Genomic DNA, 18,426 nt, shown 5'->3' on the forward strand with positions numbered 1-18,426 from the left:
CCTTCGCCGAGCTCGCGGCCGACTGGGCGGAATCACTCCACACGGAGTCCGGCCCATGATGAAGTCGCCTGCGCTGAAAGATTTCAAGGCCATGTACCCGGACGTGAAAACCAAGTCCGGCATCATGGTGGGCCTGGGCGAAACCGACGAAGAAATCCTGCAGGTGATGCGCGATATGCGCGCCCACAACATCGACATGCTGACCATCGGCCAGTACCTGGCGCCGAGCGGCCACCACCTGCCGGTGCGCCGTTATGTGCACCCGGACACCTTCAAGATGTTCGAGGAAGAGGCCTACAAGATGGGCTTCAGCCACGCGGCGGTGGGCGCGATGGTGCGCTCCAGCTACCACGCCGATCAGCAGGCGCATGGGGTGGTGGCGGGCGGTTAAGTTGCTTGGCCTTGCGGGCGCTCATCGATCCCGCACTCGTTTTCGATCTGCTCGATGCTGGGTAGCTTGGTTTTCAAGTCGGCAGGCAAGGACTGCAGCAGTTCGTACACGCATCCCTTGTCATGCAAGGGGGTAAGGCCTTCCACTTTGTGACGGGCGGCATTGCCGAGGCGCTAGAGCGTGCCCGGGCGGCGGCGTCAATGTCATCCAACAGTATCTTCACCGCCACCGAATCGATCAGCTTCACATCGCCATAACGCCGGTCTTGCTCGGCGCCGGTGAGCGACTCGTCGACAAAGTGAATCTTCCCGCTTTGGGCTATACCGGCATCAAGCAAGAAGCTTCGGCCGGGGCCACCCATCTGGTGCAGTCTCGGCAGTGACCGTCGTTCACTAAGGTAGGCTGGTCAGCGGGTCATCGCTGGCGAAACCGTTACCGAGCGCATGGCTACTTTGGCGCTTGGTGGCAAAAAGCGCTGCGGCTAATTCGGTCTCCCGCTCTTTCACGGTGGTCAAAAATTCAGCGGCACCATGCATGGCCCTGAAAGTGTCGAAGCCGGACTCCAAAAAGGCTTGCAGCTCGCCCATCCCGGCGGCCGTTGCTGGGCCGCGCATCATCCGCAGTGCATGCCTTAGCAAGGGTTTGCGGGTGAGGTTTTCAAGTGACTCGCCGACTGCCACTGTCAACGTGATCTGCAGTTGACGCAGTTCGGCCTGCTGGCAGGCTTGCCAAGCACGCCAATAGGCCAGGGCTTCGATGTGGGTTGAGCGCAGCTGTTCGGCCATCAAGGTGTCCAGGCGCTCAGAAATGGCGTGCAGGCGAGCAAGCCGGGCGACCGTGTCGACGACTTCGGCCGGAAACAGCTTGACCAAGGCCGGCACAACGCGTGCGAACTGCGCATCTCGGCGAGTGTAGTCACCGGGCCCATAAAGCTCCCGCAGAAAAAACCGCGCAGCACCTTGGTAACGGGCCGACATCAACAGATCCGCATAAGTATTGGCGAAACGCTGTTGCTGATAGCGCTTGAGGGCCTGCACTTGCGCCGCTAGGCCGGGCTGCTGATCACGCAGCGCGCGCTGCTCATCGACTTGATGGAGGTGGTGCAAGATCTGGTCGGCAAGGGCTGAATCCATGGGTGGCGAGCGGGCTGGCTTGAGTGGCCCCATTGTGCCGCCCCTACACTGAGCAGATGAACGCACAGATCCAACGCGCAGTGATGGCCTGCAAGATAAGCTTGAGCCTGCTCGGCCTGCTGTGGGGCTGGGCAACTGGGCAGGGCTGGCTGGGCTTGGTGGCCGCGGTGGCTATTTTTTGCTTCAGCGGGCTGTTCATTTTGCTGGGCTTGCTGGTGCTGCGGCGCGTCAATCGAGGCGCCCCACATTTGCCGACAAGGGCCTTACTCGGCGCGTGGTGGCGGGAATGGTCAGCCTTCGAGCGTGTCTTTTCCTGGCAGCAGCCGTTCGCCACGCAGCGCTACCCCGATTATTTGCCCGCCACTTGCCGGGAGCGGGGGGTATTGCTGGTGCATGGGTTTACTTGCAATCGCGGCCTGTGGAACGGCTGGATGAAGCGCTTGGGCGAACAATCGACCCCGTTTGTGGCATTGACGCTGGAGCCGGCATTTGGCTCGATTGATGCCTACGCTGAGCAGATCGAGGCCGGCGTACAGGCCTTGTTGCGCCTGGGCGGGCCGCCCCCGGTGATTGTGGCCCACAGCATGGGGGGCTTAGCGGTGCGCGCTTGGCTGCGGCGTTATGGGGACGGGCCCGGCGGCGCGCCGCGGCTGGCCCATGTGATGACCTTGGGCTCACCTCACCAAGGCACGCTGATGGCGCGCTTCTCGCCGGCCCGCAACGCGCGGCAAATGCGCATTGGCAATGCTTGGCTGGCCGAGCTTGCCCGCAGCGAGGCGCCTGAGTTGCGCGCGCTCTTCAGCTGTTATTTCAGCTATTTTGACCAAGTGGTTTGCCCCGTTCGTACGGCGGTTTTGACCGGGGCGCGCGAGATCGAGGTGCCCCATAGCGGCCATATGGGTTTGCTGGACCACCCCCGCGCCTTCGCCGATTTGCAGCAATGGCTGGCCGAAAAAAAGCCCTGAGGCGAGCTGCGCTCAGGGCTTTGTAGAGTGCTTGTATTTTAGGCGTTAGGCCACCGAATCGTCCTTCAGCACGCCGCGGCGGATCTGGTCCAGCTCGATGCTCTCGAACAACGCCTTGAAGTTGCCTTCGCCGAAGCCTTCATTGCCCTTGCGCTGGATGATCTCGAAGAAGATCGGGCCGATCACTTCTTTGGTGAAGATCTGCAGCAGCAATTCGTTAGGCGCGTCCAAGTGCGCGGCACCGTCGATCAAGATGCGCAGGCGGCGCAGCTCGTCGACGTTCTCGCCGTGGCCGGGCAGGCGCTTGTCGATCAGATCGAAATAGGTGTTGATGGTGTCTTGGAAATCAACGCCGCAAGTGCGCATGCGCTCGACCGTGCCGTAGACATCATCGGTGCCCATGGCCACGTGCTGAATGCCTTCGCCGTGATAGATGTCCAGGTACTCGGCGATTTGGCTTTTGTCGTCGCTGCTCTCATTGATCGGGATGCGAATATTGCCGCAGGGGCTGGTCATCGCCTTGCTCTTCAGGCCGGTCAGCTTGCCTTCGATGTCGAAGTAGCGCACCTCACGGAAATTGAAGAAGCGCTCGTAGAAATCAGCCCACTCCTTCATGCGACCACGGAAGACGTTATGCGTCAGATGGTCGATATAGGTCAGCCCCAAGCCGACCGGGTTGGCCGGCACCGGCTGACCCTGCGCATCCAGCAGCGGCACAAAGTCGACGTCATAGATGCTGATATTGCCGATGTCACCGGCAGCCGCGCCATGCTTGCCTTGCCAGCGGTCAACAAAATAGATCAGCGAGTCGCCAATGCCCTTGATGGCCGGGATGTTCAGCTCCATCGGGCCGGCCTTGTTGTCAAAGCCCCAGGCGCCCAGCTCCAGCGCGCGCTTGTAGGCGAAGGCGGCGTCGTCGACGCGGAAGGCGATGGCGCAGATCGACGGGCCATGCAGACGCGCAAAGCGCTGCGCGAACGAGTCCAGCTCGGCGTTGATGATGAAGTTCACGCCGCCTTGGCGGTACAGCGTGACGTTTTTGTGGCGGTGCTTGGCCACGGCGGTGAAGCCCATGGTCAAAAAGAGCTTGCCCAGCTCGGCCGGATCGGGGGCGGCGAATTCGATGAATTCGAAGCCGGCGCTGCCCATCGGGTTGTCCCAGGGAATGAAAGCCATGATTTGTCTCCAACAAAGAGTCTTGCGATGGGTCAAGACTGTAGGTTGTCGGCGGCGCAGGATTCATGCGAACTCTGGCGCCAACTTGCGGTCTGGCGCAGGAATACTGCGAGAATTTCAAAGATGAGAAACGATGTACAGCTCGATACGATTGATCGGCGCATTTTGAGGGCGTTGCAGGTGGACGGCCGCGTCACCTATGACGCGTTGGCCGCGCAGGTCAGTTTGTCGGCCTCGGCGGTGCTGCGGCGGGTGCGGCGGCTGGAGGAATCGGGGGCGATTTCGGCCTATGTGGCCTTGGTGCCGCCCGAAAAGGTCGGGCTCGGGCTGACCGCCTATATCAATGTGCGGCTTGAAAAGCACACCGAAAGCCATCAGCGCAACCCGATGGAGCTGTTCCGCGTGGCGGTGCAGGCCTGGCCCGAGGTGGTCGAGTGCGCGGCGCTGACCGGCGACATGGACTATTTGCTGCGCGTGCTGGTGCAAGACATGGCGCATTACGCGCGCTTCATCACTGAAACCTTGCTCAAGCATCCCAGCGTGCAGGACTGCAAGACCAGCTTTGTGTTGGACCGCCTGAAGAACACCACGGCGGTGCCGGTTTGATGGTTTAGCTCAAGAGGCTGCAAATCCGGCAAAAACTGTCCTCGCCGAGGGCGCCTTTCGCTATCGCCGCTTTCAGCCGCCCGGGGTTCCTAGCCAATGGTCGGCACCAAATCTGAGACCAGAATCCGGCACCTTCACCCGACAAGCCGACGCCGCGCCAGCGTTGCAAACCCCAGCCCGGCCAGCATGAGCAGGAAGGTTGAGGGTTCTGGAATCGGCAGATTGACACCATGCCAAGTCCAGTGCGCATGCCAGACAGTCCCAGGCGCAATGACCGAATCAAAACTAGCCAAGCGAAACGAGCATCTGTCAAAAGAACCACCCCAAGTTTGATCGTGCGCAATTTCCGCGCGACTATGCATCGCAGGTTGAGCACCTGCAGCTTGGTTTCTACGCCCCGCCGAACCGACATCCGGCGCGTTCACATACAGATTGATGATGCTGACCGGCCTCCGGCAGCGCCGGTGTTCGCGGTGTTCGCGGCCATCGGCCGGCCGTTGCTCAACCCGCCATAGAGCTGGGCCGTTCCCAAACCCCGCAGCGTCAGCCGCGGCCATGGGCGTGCATGCTGCGGAAAACGCCTTCCAATGGCACCAACTGATTGCCGAGCAGCCGCCAGTGGCGCTGGCCGAGTTCGCTGAGCAGGTAGTCGCGGCGGCGGCCAACGCGACCGTCGGCCAGCAGGCTTTTGAGCACGACGAAACGCACCTCGCCCTCGGGTGAAAGGATGATGGTGCAGCCCCCGTAGTGCGTGAAGCCGGGCCCGTCCGGTCCGGGCGCCACATGCATTGCCTGAGTCACCTCGGCCACGAGGTCGAACACAACCTGGCCGCTTGGGCCGGCGCGGCGGGCCGAGCGAATGGATTGCACCACCGGCCGCTCGACGGTGTCGCCGGATTCCAGGCGCGCATCGCCTGCGGCCACCAGACCGAACTCACCCAGATGGCCCGGCAGGGTCACGAAGGCGCCGAGAGCATCGGCCTGGCGGCACAGTTCGTCGGCGCTAGCCGCTTGGGCCGGATCGCCGCGAAACTTCAAAGTGGCGAAGTCAAGACCAGGAACAGGCATCAGGGTCATGCGGGGCGCCCGCCAGCGCAGTGCATCCTGGGACAGGTGTTGCGCCGTGCGCGGGTAGATGCCGCGACGCCAGAACGCGTCAATAAATGCGCCGCGGTAGTCCCATGGATCGTCGGGCACGAGGTCATGGTCGGCGGTGATGACGGCACGAAGATAGTCGCCGAACATCATGCCGGTGGGCGGGCAGTAGTCAATGGCGCGGATGCAGATGGCGAGGAACTGGCTGGCGAGTTTGCTAGCGCGCGCCGCCAGCAATTGTTGCAGGTCGTGCGGCAGCTCACCCGCAGGAAGCTCGCCGGTACCGCCCGTGGCCAGCCGTACGAGGGCCTGCGTCTTGCGGTCGAACACGGTGGTGAAGGCTTCGAAGACCGCACTCACCAACACGCTGCCGAGCTCATGCGGTTCGAGCTCGGCTCGGTAGCGACGCGCCTGCCCGGTGTCGATGGCGGTGCGCAGCGCGCCCGCGCTGTTGGTGGTGTGCCCGAATTGGCGCGCGATGTCACCAAGCAGCGCCGACTGGTTCAGGGCACCGCGGCATTGGCGGATGGCGGCTCGCACAACCTCCGGATAGCTGAAATGCTGGAACACCGCGACGATGTCTGCGAACGCCTCATGGAAAGCGGTCACGTCCGGGTTGGTGGGCACCATGAAGTGCGCGCGCATGCCGTCCAGCAGCGCGTGGGTCATCTCATGCACGACGATGTCGTGCGACAGGCAAGTGAACACGATTCCGCCGGGCAGGGTGCGGTCGGTCGGGTGATCGTCGGCGGCGTAGTAGCCGAAGCGCAGCTCGCCACAATCTCCAACGCGTTCGTAATACGCATTGGCCTCGGGCGCGAAATGCGGTCGGATCACCAGCCGCGCCGGCCCGGCGGCGCCGCCAAAGCTCCAGCCTGGTGTGCGGCCCAGCGCGGTGCGGAAGGCGGAGTACACGTTGCTGCAGACGGCATAGACCATCTGCTGGTGAAAGCGCGGGTCCGACGGCGAAGGCTCGTAACCGTCGGTCATCAGTACAAAGGGGTCGTCCAGATTCGCCTTGCGGTTGGCGTGGCCCGAGGCGGCATCGATATCCTCCACCTTCAGCAGCGCGCCTACCGGGCCTTCCTCCAGCGGTTCGTAGGCGACGTTGACGGTCGCGACCGCACCTTCGAGGCAGTGGTGCGAGGGGTCGACGGTGTAGATGCGCAGCGGCCGGTAGATCGGCTCGTTGGCACGGCGCTCATGCGGCCGCACCGAATCTCTCAGAACGCCGTTGCCCAGTTGGTAGGGCGCACCTGGTGGCGTAGGGGCAACCTCAGGGGCTTCAGCGCCGGGCTCCGCCGTGCCAGGCTCGTCGCGGCTGGCGGCGTCCGCCGCCACGGCCTGCTGAGTGCTGGACGCGCCTCCGCTCACGAGGAAAGTTTCCGGCTCAGCAACTGCACGGCTTCAGCCAGGGCGACGACGGCGGGCACAAGGCCGGCATCCGACGAAAACTCCGGGTCGCGCGCGCCCGCCGCACCAGCGGCCACGTACCCGAGCGGCTGCAGCAGCGCTTGGCCGCGCGCCGGCTTGGCACAATCGAGCAGGGGATTCTGCCGTGCCGCGCTGCCGAATTCAGCCAACACGGCCTGCAGGAAACCGTCGTTGCTCAGGCCCTGACGAGGGCGTTGCAGCACGCGCAGTGCGCGGCGCGTGAACTCGCCGCTGCCGGCGCTTTCCAGCGCGACCTCGGCGTCCTTGCAGGCTGCGAACTTGACGTGGCGCATCTGCTCTTGGCCGCCGGCGTGGGTGGTGCGGCTGGCGCGGGAGCCCGCGCCGCCACGAAAGCGCGCATGCGCCTGCTGCAGGGCAGCGTCTGGCTCCACGTAGCGGGCTTTGGCGTCTGCCGGCAGGCTGGCGGCGCCGGGCTGCAGGCCGACGGCGAAGCGCGTGTTGCTGCCAGAGTGACAGCAGTCCATGAAGAGGGTGAGGTTCACGCCTTCGGGCAGCAGCGCGAGCACCTCGGCGATGTCGTCGTCGATGTAGAGGGCGCCGCTCGCGAAGTCCACCGGGCAAAGCGCTTCGTCCTGGCCATCGACTTCGTCGCCGTCGAGGTCGTCCACATGGGTACCGTGGCCGGCGTACTGCACCGCGATCACGTCGCCAGCGCGGGCCTGCATCACCAGACGGCGCAGTTCGCTGTCCATCGCGGCGCGCGTGACCTGCGCGTCCAGCAGAAGGCGCACCTCGAAGCCGTAGTCGGCAAGTGCGCCGGCCCAGGCTTTGGCGTCGTTGGTGCAGCCGGCAAGGCGATGGCGGGGGTCCGGATAGGCATCCACGCCCATGCACAGCGCGATGCGACGCCCGCCCCCCGTGGGCGCAATGGGAGGGGCCTTACCCGCAGCCGCCGTCGACCACGCAGCAGCCGTGGACACAGGGCCCCAGGCTGCCGCTGCCGGCGCGGGCAGTGCTGCCACGGCGTGACCGGTTGGCCAGTCCGCCGGCCAATCGACTTCGTCCACCCAGTCGCGTTCCACGGCGCGGCTGCCGTCCGGGAAATTGTCGATGGGATGTGCATCGGCGAAGCCCAGCAGGCGGCGCGCAACGCTGTTCATCGTCGGCGCATCATCGTCGAAGCCACCGTGAGTTGCGGAGCGGCTGGCCGAGCGGCCGGTGTCCGACGGGCTCTTCGACCACACGACCTCCCCCTTGCCCGCGCTGCCGCCCAGGCCGAAGAAGGCTTTGAGTTCGACATCGCCGCGCAAGCATTCTTCCAGGCCGAGGATGGGCGTGCGGCGCTCGTCCTCCAGCGCATGAAAGATGAGATAGAGCAGGGACTTTCGGTAGACGCGGGCGCAATCGTCGCTTCGTTCGTAGTCGCGGTTCATTGTGAATACGCTGACGTTGGCGGCCATCTGGCCCTGGGCAAGGCCGGCAAGCAGTTGCCGCTTGAAGGTGTCCACGCGGACCGCAGGCGCCAGCAACTGCAGCGTCTTGAAGACCGGCACACCGAGCGCGTGACAAGCCGGCAGGAAGTGTGCGTGGAAGATCGACCCGGCGCTGTGACCAATTGCGTGCAATTCCACCGCTGCAGCGTGCTTGTCGCAGAAGGCTTTCAGCTTTTGCGCCACGTAGTCTGCCGCGCCGCCGGGCTGCGAGGCGCGCTCGGCGCTCCATTTCATGCCACCCCAGATGCGCGGGCCCTGCAGCACGCGCGCGGCGGTCTCGATCAGCGGATCGGTCGTGTAGTCGGCGAGATCGCGCGTGGCGGCGCGAGTGCCGCCGCGCGCGCGTGACAACAGCTGCCCGATGGTCTCGAAAAAGCTCGTCTCCCAAATGAAGTAGATCGGGTAGACCGCGTTCTTGCCCCACCAGCCGATGTGGCGGTGCGCGCCGCGCAGACCGTTGGCTTCGGAGACGAGGCCGCCGTGAGCGTAGAACAACAACTGCAGCTTGCCCCCGTTGGGCAGCGCGGCAAGGGCGCGTGGCAGGTGCTGCTCGAAGATGGCGTCCACGTCCTGCGGCGTCGACTTGAACTCACCGTCGGCCGAGAACACGCCGGAGCGCAGGTTCACCAGGTGCGGCCGCATGGCAGCGAGCGTGGCCGCGTCCAGCCCAGAGCCGCCACGTGCAGCCGACGTTGCTGTCGTTGCTGTCGCTGCCGAGGGCGAATCCTGGCAATCGCGACACTCGTCCTCGCTGTGGTCTTGCTCCACGTCGCCGCGCTCGCCCTGCGCGTCCGTCAAGCGCGTGAGCGCCTCGATGGCCTGGCGCAGCACGAGGTCCTGCTCATCGGGGAACGGGGACAGCGCCGCGAGACCGCGTGCGCCACCCGGTGTACTGGCGGTGTCCAACTGAGCGTGAAGCTGCTCAACGGCGTCCAGCGTCGCGTCGTAGTCGATGCCGGAGCCAGGGCAGGTCTTGCTCGACATCATGTTGTGAAAGCGCAGCGTGGCTGGGCGCAGGCCGAAGCGCCGCTGCACGAGCGCGACGACCCGCAGCGCCGCCTCCTTCTGCGCGCCGTTGAAGGGTTCGCGGCCGGTGTCGAAGTCGCCCACCATCTCGAACATGAAGGGCCCCGCGGCACTGCTGCCGTTATGCCCAGCGGCGCTGGCCGGCGCCACGTTCCAATTGCGGCCCAGCCAGACGAAGCCGTCCGGGTCGATGGTGAGGTGCTGGGCGATGTTGCTCCAGCCGTTCACCTGCGTATGGTGGCGCCACATGCTCACAATGGTGTCGTGACCGCGAAAGTCGATTCGCCGAGGCCGCCATGTATGGTGCATGTGCACGGCATTCACCTTGCGGGTGAACGGGAACTTGTTCAGCAGAGCTTCGAACTGCGCCAAGTCCAGGCGCTGGAAAGTGGGTGTCGGCATGGTGAACCTATCGGGTGAGCGGCAATCAGATCAGGTTTAAGTCGATCAGCCGCTTGAGGGCAACGGCGGCACCGCACTGCTTGGACACTGCGTCTTCGACGAAAACACCGTCTTTGACGAACTTGCCGCAAACGTAGCGGTCAGAAAAACTCCATAGATATGGGCTTGCGAGGCCCCGCAATCGGTATCCGAATCCGTTGTATCGCTCAAGTCGGTACAGGATTGCGGCCCTTGACCAGTCGGCCTGGGTGTTGAACCCCAACATCGTGAGTGCGTCTCTTGCGCTGGTGACCCACGCAAATGGAGGATCGGCAACCTCTGCCTTGGGGCGACCCGCAGGCACATGGGTGGTCCTATGCATCAAAGAGTCACCGTTGTGCAAGTGAGTGGAGAAGTTGCTGTTACTTTCCAAAGCGTGAACAAGCCCTATGAAAAACCAAGGGATGTTCATCGTTTTACCGAGAGGCTCATAGGTCGACCTGAACGAGGCTATGGTCTGAGCCCGCTTGGTAGCCTCGGCAACGTGCTCCGGTGCGATGACCGCGGCATCGAACATGGCCAAGTACTCGCCGGCGATTTCACTCAAACGCGTGCTGGTGCTTGCGGTGTTCCGCGCTGGAAGGTGAGCGGCCGCAGCGACATGCGCCACCGGTGATTCAGGTTCTGCCTCGGATGAGCCCGCACTGGGCGCGATCTCATCCGAGACGCCTGACAAGCTGGTCTGTACATCGCCGAGCTGACGCAAGACAGGGATGAGCGTTGCGACGGCGTCTCCGCCGGGGTGTTGCCGGGCAAGGGTGGTGAGGTTGACAAAGTCTGTGACCAGCCCTGCAAATGCCGCTGAGTTATTCGCGAACATACCCGCCGCAGCTTGAAGGGATGCCTGGGAGAGTTTTTGGGCTAGGTCACCAGCAGCCTGCTGCACCACTTCCGGATGCCTGAAGTCTTGATTTATCGCCAACAGTTGCACGATGCCAAGTTTGCTGAGCGCCTCGATTTTGGCCTGGACTTCAGGTGTGAGTTCGTTTGCCATGTGTCGCCTCGTTACTTGGTGTCAAGGAGGCGACGAATTTCTCGCGCCTGATCTTTCAAAACTGCCAAACTTTGCAACGCTTGCTCTGTGCCGCCGCCAGTAGCGAACACCTGCTGTGAGGCCTTGATGAGCGCATTGAAGGACTTCTCCAATGTGGTCAGCATTTCATCAAAGCGTGTCAGTGCGGCCACGCTTACCTGGTACCGCGTCCCGACCGCTTTAAAGCGCGTTACGTTCTCAGCCATGCTGCTCAACGTCACTTCCATCAACCTGACCGATTCGGTGTCCAAGGCAGGGGCACTACCAGGAGCCTTGAAGACAAGATTTTTCACCCTAAAGACTGACTTGATCTCGGGCTCCGGGCTGGAAAAAACCCGCTCGAATTTTTCCCCTAGAGCTAGATACAGGCTCTCAACCGCCGGGTCGGTAGGCGGCGAAAATCCCCCAACACTCCTGCCGATCAGTCCCAGCTGCTTGTTGATTGAACGCGTCAGTTCGACCAGTTGGTTAGATGCAAACGTTCGGTGAAGAACGTAGAGATTGTTGATGTCTGTTCTCAGCGCGCCGATGAACGCACGAATCGCGGGTTCCCCCTCAAGGAGTTTTGCCAACAGGGCCGCGCGGTCCTGCGCTTTCAAGGCCTCCCCTGCGACCGCCTTTAGTGCTGGAATCGCAGCAGTGATCGCAGCGACCGGCAGGGCGGCGGCAACACTGGCTGGCGCCAGAGTCAAGATCGTGTCGAGGCTCTTGCCCACGTTATCGATCAAGGCCATGGGCTCGCTGAGCGTCTTACCGCTGCTGAGATCGAGGAGCGCTTGGTTATAGTTCTTGAGGGCGAACAAAGCCTGGCAACGTATATGCAGATCGACGTCAGACGCTATCAGTCGACCACAACCCTCTCGATCGAAGCTGCCCGGCCCAAGGGTTACAGGGAACGCGAGCGATGTAGGGGTTATGCCGCGCGCCCCGTCAAGTGCCGGCGCGGCATCCTCATACACAGCGGTCGCCGCTGCCTTGACCTCATCGTAGGTTGTCGCATACCCCTGGAGTTGCGGTTTCGGGACGCCAGCGCACCCGCTCAACAGCAAGGCGACTGATGCTGTCAGTACTAGGGTCAGGGCTTGTTTGATGGCCATGGCAGACGATCCTCGGTACGCCAAGCGAAAAGCATAACTGAAGGCCAGAGCGGCTTCACGCCGAAAGCTCTGTTGAATTAGGGGTGGTCTGCACAAAGGGTCTGCACAAAGCACCGCCGGGTGTGATCGGTGCAGATTGGGGAGTTTTAGTGACGTGGCCCCAGCCAGGCAGAACTGTTCTCGTCTTCGTTTGCCACCCGCAATCTCTGGCAAGGCCGGGAGCACCTTCAGCGACGGCAGCGGCATCATCCAGACCGCTGCCGTGCCCTATGTCGAGGCCTATCTGCCCTCGGCCGAGGCACCGGGCACCGGGCGGCGGGCGGCGGGCGCTATCTGGCCAATGCCATCGAGGCCGGCGTGGCCATGCTGCTCGACGCCTCATCGGCGCGATGCATCAGCATCACGTTCAGCGCCATCGTCAACTACGGCGGCAATCCGAGCCCGCCCGTCGACAGGCTGATGCAGAATCGCGCCATCGATTTTTACGCTTCCAAGCTCAATCTATGGCCACTATTTTGATCATCGGCGCCTCGCGCGGCATCGGCCTGGAGTTCGTGCGCCAGTACCGCGCCGCCGGTGCGCAGGTTGTGGCCACGGCGCGCAGCGAGGCCGGCCTGGCGCTGTTGCGGGCCGAGGGCGCGACGGCGCTCAAGCTTGACGTCAGCGACACCGCCGGCGCCTCCGGCCTGGCCTGGCAGATCGACGGCACCCAGTTCAACCAGGTGCTCTATGTGGCAGGCGTGTTCGGCCCGCGCAGCGTTGGCCTGCAAACCCCCACCGAGGCTGACTTCAACGCCGTCATGCATGCCAATGTGCTGGGGCCGATGCGGGTGTTGCCACAGTTGGTCGACGCCTTAGCGCCCGGCGCCAAGCTGGGGCTGCTGTCCTCGCGCATGGGCTCGATGACTCTGCGTGAGAATAGCAGCGGCTGGCTTTACCGCGCCTCCAAGGCGGCGGCCAATTCGGTGCTGAAGGATGCGTCCATCGCCCTGCGCGAGCGCGCCATCTGCGTCAGCCTGCACCCCGGCTGGGTGCGCACCGAGATGGGCGGCGAGGGCGCTGACATTGATGTGCAAACCAGCGTAGCCGGCATGCGTGGCGTGCTTGCCGGTCTGACGCTGGCCGACAACGGCGGCTTTTTCAATTACGACGGCCAAACCCTGGCCTGGTGACGAGACAAGACCATCATGTTACTGAGTGAAGACCACCTGGCCGTGCAAGACGCGGTACGCGCATTTGTGCAAGCCGAGATCGCGCCCAAGGCCGCCCAATGGGACAAGACCCACCATTTTCCTGCCGCCGAGTTGCAGGGTTTGGCCGCTTTAGGCTGCTACGGCGTGGCCGTGCCGACCGAGTACGACGGCGCCGGTTTGGACTATCTGGCGCTGGCCATCATCCTGGAAGAAATCGCCGCCGGCGACGGCGCGACCTCGACCGTGGTCAGTGTGAATAACTGCCCATGTTGTTCGATCCTGATGGGCTTCGGCAACGAGGATCAAAAGCAGAATTTCCTCAAACCGCTGGCGCGCGGCGCCATGCTCGGCGCGTTCTGCTTAACCGAGCCGCATGTCGGCTCCGAAGCCGGCGGCCTGCGTACCACGGCGGTCAGAGATGGCGATGAGTACGTGATTCAGGGCGTCAAGCAGTTCATCACCAGCGGCAAGAATGGCGATGTGGCGATTGTCATGGCGGTGACCGACAAGGCTGCCGGCAAGAAGGGCATCAGCGCCTTCTTGGTGCCGACCAACACGCCCGGCTACGAGATCGACCGGATCGAAGACAAGATGGGTCAGCACGCCAGCGACACCGCCCAGATCCGGTTTGAGAACTGCCGCATTCCCGCCGCCAACCGCCTCGGTGAAGAAGGCCAGGGTCTGAAGATTGCATTGGCCGGCCTGGAAGGCGGCCGTATCGGCATCGCGTCTCAGGCAGTCGGCATGGCGCGGGCCGCGTTCGAGGCGGCGCTCGGCTATGCCAAGCAGCGCGAGTCCTTCGGCCAGCCCATCTTCAATCACCAGGCGATCAACTTCAAACTGGCCGATATGGCGACGCAGATCGAAGCCGCGCGCCAGTTGATTCATCACGCGGCCAGTCTGAAGGACGCCGGCAAGCCCTGCCTGAAAGAAGCGGCGATGGCCAAGCTGTTTGCCAGCGAGATGGCCGAGCGCGTCTGTTCGGACGCGATCCAGGTCCATGGCGGTTACGGTTATGTCAGCGACTTCCCCGTCGAGCGCATCTACCGCGACGTGCGGGTCTGTCAGATCTACGAGGGTACGTCCGAGGTGCAGAAGATCTTGATCGGGCGGGCCCTCGCCTAGTCTTACTGTGTCATAAGCGCGGCCTTGCGTTGATACGCAGGCAACATGGACATCTAGGTAGCGCCTGCAGCAAGGCTGCGGCGATAAGCAGCCGCAAAGTCGTGATGGATGATGAGACGCACGCGCTGCGTGCGCAGGGCTGCCTCGAGGCTTGTAATGCGTGGGTAGGGCAGGTTCTTCGAATCGTGCAGAGTTTTTTTTACCACCGCCTTCAGGGTGTCGGAGTTGCTGCGCCATCAAGAAGCCGTAGGCCGCGATGCTCAGGCTGGCGTGGTGATGGAAACCCCGCCAGCCTCGGCCCTCAAACTGCCCCAGCCCCACCTCTTGCTTGAGGTCTTGGTAGTCGCGCTCAATACGCCAGCGCATCTTGGCCTCGAACACCATGCGCTCCAGCGGCACGTCCTGATCCAGCGTGGACAGCCAGTACTTCATCGGCTCTTTGTGGCCTTCGGGCCACTCGATGAGAAGCCACTCTTCGCCCCGCTGTTGCGTGCGCTCCTGCTCCCGATGGGCCGCCCGCACACGAACCCGTGCAAAGCGGGAGCGCAAAGTGAAGTTGCTGCCTTCGCGCCACTCCACGTCATGCCACTGCGACGCCGCCAAGTCGAACGCCACTTCCTTGATCGCCTGCGGACGCTGGTGCTCGGCCGCCCCCAATCGCTGGCGCGTGGGCACGGCACCACGCCCACTGTAGGTCGCCGGCGGCAGCGGCGCACGCCCGGGCGGCCACACCGTCACCTGACCCGTCACGCCCACCACATAACTCAGGCCCAACTCGCTCAAACCCTCTCGAAACGCCGTGTCCACGCCGTAGCCCGCGTCGGCCAACAAGCAGTGCTTGGGCGCGCCTTGCTCGATCAGCTGCGCGAGCTGTGCCAGCGCTATCGCCGGCTTGGTGGCGAACTCGATGTCCTGCGGCACACCGGCACTTTTGCAGCGCGGCAGGTCGTCGGCCCATTCCTTGGGCAGGTACAGCCGCCAAGCCACCGGCAGGCTGCCCGCCTCGCAGGCCAGCGTCACACTCACCGCAACTTGACAGTTATCCTGCTTGCCCAACATGCCGCAGTACTGCCGGGCCACGCCGACCGAGTGCGTGCCTTGCTTGGGAAAACCGGTGTCGTCCACGATCCACCAGCCGCCACCCGAGAAGTCCATCGCCGGCACGACCCACTGCGCGACACGCAGCAGCATCTGCTCGTCAGACCAGGCCGAGTCGGCCACGAAGTGGTGCAGCGACTGGTGTCGCGAGCGGGTGGACATCGGTGCCAAATGCGACGCCATCGGCTCCACACTCTTGCGCTTCAGCGGTGCCATCAGCCCGGTGCAATATCCGCGCAGACCGGCGTGCCGGTCTACATGACCCAGGCCATCACTCAAGTGCGCCATGTAGCGTTCAAACTCGCGAAGCTCTTCCATCAAGGTTCACCTCTTGCTTGAAGAAGTACACATAATGCCTTGATTTTGATAACACAGTAAGGCTAGGGCGAGGCCTGCCAGTGAACCTCTCCCCGTAGCGCGGCGCTTGCGCCTGCGCAATGCTGTTCGAATCGCAGATCCAGAGCCACGATGCGAGCATCGATATAACGCACGGTGTCGATGACGAACCAGCCTGTCAGCTGTCCGCATGCTCGTCCTGCGCCATGCCAGATCAGTCCGCCCAGCGCCGGGTTGTGATCGCCGTAGCCCAGCAGGTTGCCGTAGTAGCCAGGCGCCAGACGATCAAGTGAGTTCATGGCTTGGAACTGACCGTTCCAATGGGCTGCGGTGTGCGCACTCACCTGGACGCGCGCCCCGTCACCAGTCACCTGCAATTCGGTCGCAGGCGCAAGCAGCAAGAGATTGATGCCTTGGCCCACGTAGTCGCCCGGATCGCTTTCTAGGTAGACGTAGTTTCCGCTGGCGGGGCGCACTTGAACAGGGGGCGACCAGAGTCCGGCGGGCGCGGGATGAATCGGCCCCGAAGGGATCTGAACATCTTCCGCCCGCCAGCGGACTTTGCCGTTCAGGGCCGCCGCCGCACCGGCGCAACGCACTTCAAAGCGCAGGGTGATGGCCTTCAGAACGCCCTCGACATAGCGGACGTCCTCCACCACGAACCAGCCCTCCGAGGATACACAGTTGCCATAGTCTCCGTTCCAGTTCAGCGCCCCCCGCAGCGGGTTGTGGAAAGGCGACGCTCGCAGATCCGGGTAGAAACCCGGCTGCAACTGGGTCAGCGTATGCATGGCCCGGAATTCCCCTTGCCAAGCCTGATCGCCACGGATGTTGAGGCCGAAGTTCCCTTGGTACTCGCTGATTGACCACACAGCATTGCTGCCTGTGTGCAGGTAGCTAGACCCCCTGCCCAGCGAGTCCCCTGTTTCGCTTTGCAGATAGACATAGTTGCCACTGGCCGGCAGCGCTGTCGCCGGTGGCTCCCATAGACCGGCAGGCACGGGTGTCACGGGCTTGGTGACCGGCACGACCTCGTCTGAGCGCCAGCGAATCTTTCCGCGCAGCGGCAGCGTCTCCCCTTCGCAGGTTTGCTCGAATCTCAGCTCGATCGAAAAAAGACTGCCATCTGTGGCATAGCTGATACCGTCCACCGAAAACCAACCCAGCAGCTGGTTGCAGTTAGCCGCATACCCCGTCCAGCTCATACCGCCCTTGGCCGGGTTGTGGAAGGGGTATGAATGCAGATTGGCATAGTGGCCTGCTTGCATCCGGCTCAGACTGCTCATGACCACAAAGTTCCCGCCAGGCGATTCGTCCCCCGACACCTTGACGGTCAGGCGCCCGCCCGACTCGCTCACCTGAAGAATGGCATTGGCCGAGGTGGCGAGGGCGCTGCGGTTCGTGATCTCGGCGTAGGTGTAGACGTAGTTTCCGCTGGTGGGCGTACTGCCGGCCGCCGGGGTCCAGAGGCCTGCCGGAGGTGTCACCGGACCCGGCGGGGCGGTCGTGTCCTCGGCTTCCCAGTGCAGCGTGCCGTGTAGGGCCTGGGCGGCGCGCTCGCAACGATGCGTGAAGCGCAGATCCAATGCCGCCAAATTGCCGCTGCTGTAGCGCACGCTAAGAATCTCCAAATCGCCCTCGGATTCGCAGCCGCGGCCCTCGCCGGACCAGGAGATGCCGCCCTTGATCGCCTCGACCAGATTGAACGCCCGCAGCCCTTCGTGTCGCCCCACGCTAACCGTTGTCCCGGCACCGGGCAGATCGAACTGGCCAGACCATCGCTCATCTCCCTGTATGCTGAATCGGAGATTGCGACCCTTCGCGGTCAAGGTCATCCGGGCATTGCTCAGGTTGTACGCATATTTGCGGCCTTGCCCCACAAAGTCACCAGTTTCGCTTTCGAGTAGAAGATAACTGCCCGTCACCGGAGCCGTCGGCGAGGGCGCGGGCGAGGGTGCTGGCGAGGGCGAGGGTCATGTATTTCGACGCCCCCGCCAGCCACAATGCCGGGCCCATTTCGGCCCCCGCGGACGCTCGTGCGGTGCTGGCCATCAACGGCGCACTCATTCTCATTCTGGGGCTGCTTCCTGGCGGTTTGATGACCCTGTGTTCGCAGTCCATCAGCAGCATCGTGAAGTCGCTCGGAAGTTAACGATTCTTCATGAGTCAAACCGCTTCCGTCTGGCTGGTTGTGATGGCCGCCTTGCTGGTGGCCAATCTGCCGTTCATCAGCAACCGCCTGTTCGCGGTTTACGCGCTCAAGACGCCTAAAAACCTGGCTGTGCGCCTCGCTGAACTGGTCGCCGGCTATTTCGTGGTCGGCGCGTTGGGGCTGTATCTTGAGCAGCGCAGTGGGCAGATCGCGCCACAGGGCTGGGAGTTCTACGCGATTACCGGCACACTGTTTGTCACGTTCGCGTTCCCCGGTTTTATTTATCGTTATCTGTTCAGGAAGCGTTCCTGAAAAGGCGCTGTGCGTGCCATGTCTGATTCACATCTGATCGAAAACCGGATTCGCTCCGAGCAACTGCTGAATGGGCATTTTCTTGATGTTCACCGCGACATGGTGCGACTGCCCGACGGCAGCGAGGCGTCCCGTGAGTACGTGATCCATCCCGGCGCGGTCATGATCGTGGCTCAACTCGATGATGGGCAACTGGTGCTCGAGCGGCAGTTCCGTTATCCGGTGCGGGCGGTGATGATTGAATTTCCCGCCGGCAAGCTTGATCCGGGTGAGCCGTCCTTGGTCTGCGCGCAGCGGGAGTTGCTGGAAGAAACTGGCTACACCGCACGCGAGTGGGCCAAGGCCGGGGTACTGCATCC

16 protein-coding genes and 3 pseudogenes are annotated in these 18,426 nt (G+C 63.3%); 10 read left to right on the forward strand and 9 right to left on the reverse strand.

Going from position 1 to position 18,426, the window contains the following annotated elements:
* Positions 1 to 73: 73 nt before the first annotated feature.
* Together RMO57_RS11925 and RMO57_RS11930 are read left to right on the forward strand one after the other, a co-directional pair.
* Positions 74 to 391, forward strand: a pseudogene (locus RMO57_RS11925) (lipoyl synthase); the annotation flags it as partial.
* A gap of 247 nt (positions 392 to 638) precedes the next feature.
* The gene (locus RMO57_RS11930; protein ID WP_310386907.1) at positions 639 to 773 is read left to right on the forward strand and encodes a hypothetical protein; all 135 of its coding nucleotides are present in this window, start codon (positions 639 to 641) and stop codon (positions 771 to 773) included.
* A 10-nt stretch (positions 774 to 783) separates the two neighbouring features.
* Here the strand turns inward: RMO57_RS11930 and RMO57_RS11935 are convergent, their stop codons facing one another.
* Positions 784 to 1,524: an FFLEELY motif protein gene (locus RMO57_RS11935; protein ID WP_310386884.1), complete on the reverse strand. Its 741-nt coding sequence runs from the start codon at positions 1,522 to 1,524 to the stop codon at positions 784 to 786.
* Between the two features lie 56 nt (positions 1,525 to 1,580).
* Here RMO57_RS11935 and RMO57_RS11940 point away from each other — a divergent pair, with 56 nt between their 5' ends.
* Positions 1,581 to 2,489 carry an alpha/beta fold hydrolase gene (locus RMO57_RS11940; RefSeq protein WP_310386886.1) on the forward strand — a complete coding sequence of 303 codons (909 nt, stop codon included), beginning with the start codon at positions 1,581 to 1,583 and terminating at the stop codon, positions 2,487 to 2,489.
* A 45-nt stretch (positions 2,490 to 2,534) separates the two neighbouring features.
* Here RMO57_RS11940 and hppD read toward each other — a convergent pair whose 3' ends face one another.
* Positions 2,535 to 3,665 carry a 4-hydroxyphenylpyruvate dioxygenase gene (gene hppD / locus RMO57_RS11945; protein ID WP_310386888.1) on the reverse strand — a complete coding sequence of 377 codons (1,131 nt, stop codon included), beginning with the start codon at positions 3,663 to 3,665 and terminating at the stop codon, positions 2,535 to 2,537.
* A gap of 123 nt (positions 3,666 to 3,788) precedes the next feature.
* On the opposite strand from hppD, the gene RMO57_RS11950 reads away from it, so the two are divergent.
* Positions 3,789 to 4,271, forward strand: coding sequence for an Lrp/AsnC family transcriptional regulator (locus RMO57_RS11950; RefSeq protein ID WP_310386890.1), 483 nt, complete (start codon positions 3,789 to 3,791; stop codon positions 4,269 to 4,271).
* A 134-nt stretch (positions 4,272 to 4,405) separates the two neighbouring features.
* On the opposite strand, the gene RMO57_RS22005 is transcribed toward RMO57_RS11950, so the two are convergent.
* Genes RMO57_RS22005 through RMO57_RS11970 form a run of 5 tightly spaced genes read right to left on the reverse strand, consistent with a single transcriptional unit; the run spans position 4,406 to position 11,851 of the window.
* Positions 4,406 to 4,828 (reverse strand): PEP-CTERM sorting domain-containing protein, encoded by a 423-nt coding sequence (locus RMO57_RS22005; protein WP_414896414.1) that lies wholly within the window; start codon positions 4,826 to 4,828, stop codon positions 4,406 to 4,408.
* Positions 4,815 to 6,740 carry a hypothetical protein gene (locus tag RMO57_RS11955; protein WP_310386892.1) on the reverse strand — a complete coding sequence of 642 codons (1,926 nt, stop codon included), beginning with the start codon at positions 6,738 to 6,740 and terminating at the stop codon, positions 4,815 to 4,817. Before RMO57_RS11955 ends, RMO57_RS22005 begins: the two co-directional genes overlap by 14 nt.
* Positions 6,737 to 9,682, reverse strand: a complete 2,946-nt coding sequence (locus tag RMO57_RS11960) for a caspase family protein (RefSeq protein WP_310386893.1) — start codon at positions 9,680 to 9,682, stop codon at positions 6,737 to 6,739. Before RMO57_RS11960 ends, RMO57_RS11955 begins: the two co-directional genes overlap by 4 nt.
* A gap of 25 nt (positions 9,683 to 9,707) precedes the next feature.
* Positions 9,708 to 10,715: a hypothetical protein gene (locus RMO57_RS11965; RefSeq protein ID WP_310386895.1), complete on the reverse strand. Its 1,008-nt coding sequence runs from the start codon at positions 10,713 to 10,715 to the stop codon at positions 9,708 to 9,710.
* A gap of 11 nt (positions 10,716 to 10,726) precedes the next feature.
* Positions 10,727 to 11,851, reverse strand: coding sequence for a hypothetical protein (locus RMO57_RS11970; RefSeq protein ID WP_310386897.1), 1,125 nt, complete (start codon positions 11,849 to 11,851; stop codon positions 10,727 to 10,729).
* Between the two features lie 357 nt (positions 11,852 to 12,208).
* On the opposite strand from RMO57_RS11970, the gene RMO57_RS11975 reads away from it, so the two are divergent.
* Genes RMO57_RS11975 through RMO57_RS11985 form a run of 3 tightly spaced genes read left to right on the forward strand, consistent with a single transcriptional unit; the run spans position 12,209 to position 14,169 of the window.
* Complete coding sequence (locus RMO57_RS11975) at positions 12,209 to 12,370, forward strand: hypothetical protein (protein ID WP_310386899.1); 162 nt, start codon at positions 12,209 to 12,211, stop codon at positions 12,368 to 12,370.
* On the forward strand, positions 12,355 to 13,023 hold the full coding sequence (locus RMO57_RS11980; RefSeq protein ID WP_310386900.1) for an SDR family oxidoreductase: 669 nt from the start codon (positions 12,355 to 12,357) through the stop codon (positions 13,021 to 13,023). Before RMO57_RS11975 ends, RMO57_RS11980 begins: the two co-directional genes overlap by 16 nt.
* Before the next feature lie 15 nt (positions 13,024 to 13,038).
* The gene (locus tag RMO57_RS11985) at positions 13,039 to 14,169 is read left to right on the forward strand and encodes an acyl-CoA dehydrogenase family protein (RefSeq protein WP_310386902.1); all 1,131 of its coding nucleotides are present in this window, start codon (positions 13,039 to 13,041) and stop codon (positions 14,167 to 14,169) included.
* 53 nt (positions 14,170 to 14,222) lie between these two features.
* Here the strand turns inward: RMO57_RS11985 and RMO57_RS11990 are convergent.
* Positions 14,223 to 15,585 (reverse strand): annotated as a pseudogene (locus RMO57_RS11990) (IS701 family transposase).
* Positions 15,586 to 15,647: 62 nt separating this feature from the next.
* The gene (locus RMO57_RS11995; RefSeq protein ID WP_310386903.1) at positions 15,648 to 17,528 is read right to left on the reverse strand and encodes a hypothetical protein; all 1,881 of its coding nucleotides are present in this window, start codon (positions 17,526 to 17,528) and stop codon (positions 15,648 to 15,650) included.
* A gap of 44 nt (positions 17,529 to 17,572) precedes the next feature.
* On the opposite strand from RMO57_RS11995, the pseudogene RMO57_RS12000 reads away from it, so the two are divergent.
* The 3 genes and pseudogenes from RMO57_RS12000 to RMO57_RS12010 all read left to right on the forward strand — a co-directional run.
* Positions 17,573 to 17,755, forward strand: a pseudogene (locus RMO57_RS12000) (NADH:ubiquinone oxidoreductase subunit N); the annotation flags it as partial.
* Positions 17,756 to 17,764: 9 nt separating this feature from the next.
* Positions 17,765 to 18,067: a DUF2818 family protein gene (locus RMO57_RS12005; protein WP_310386904.1), complete on the forward strand. Its 303-nt coding sequence runs from the start codon at positions 17,765 to 17,767 to the stop codon at positions 18,065 to 18,067.
* Positions 18,068 to 18,085: 18 nt separating this feature from the next.
* Positions 18,086 to 18,426, forward strand: a 341-nt coding sequence (locus RMO57_RS12010) for an NUDIX hydrolase (RefSeq protein ID WP_310386905.1), incomplete at its 3' end; no start/stop codon positions are given.

It is taken from the genome of Roseateles sp., from assembly GCF_031397715.1.
Classification (GTDB): Bacteria; Pseudomonadota; Gammaproteobacteria; order Burkholderiales; family Burkholderiaceae_C; genus Paucibacter_A.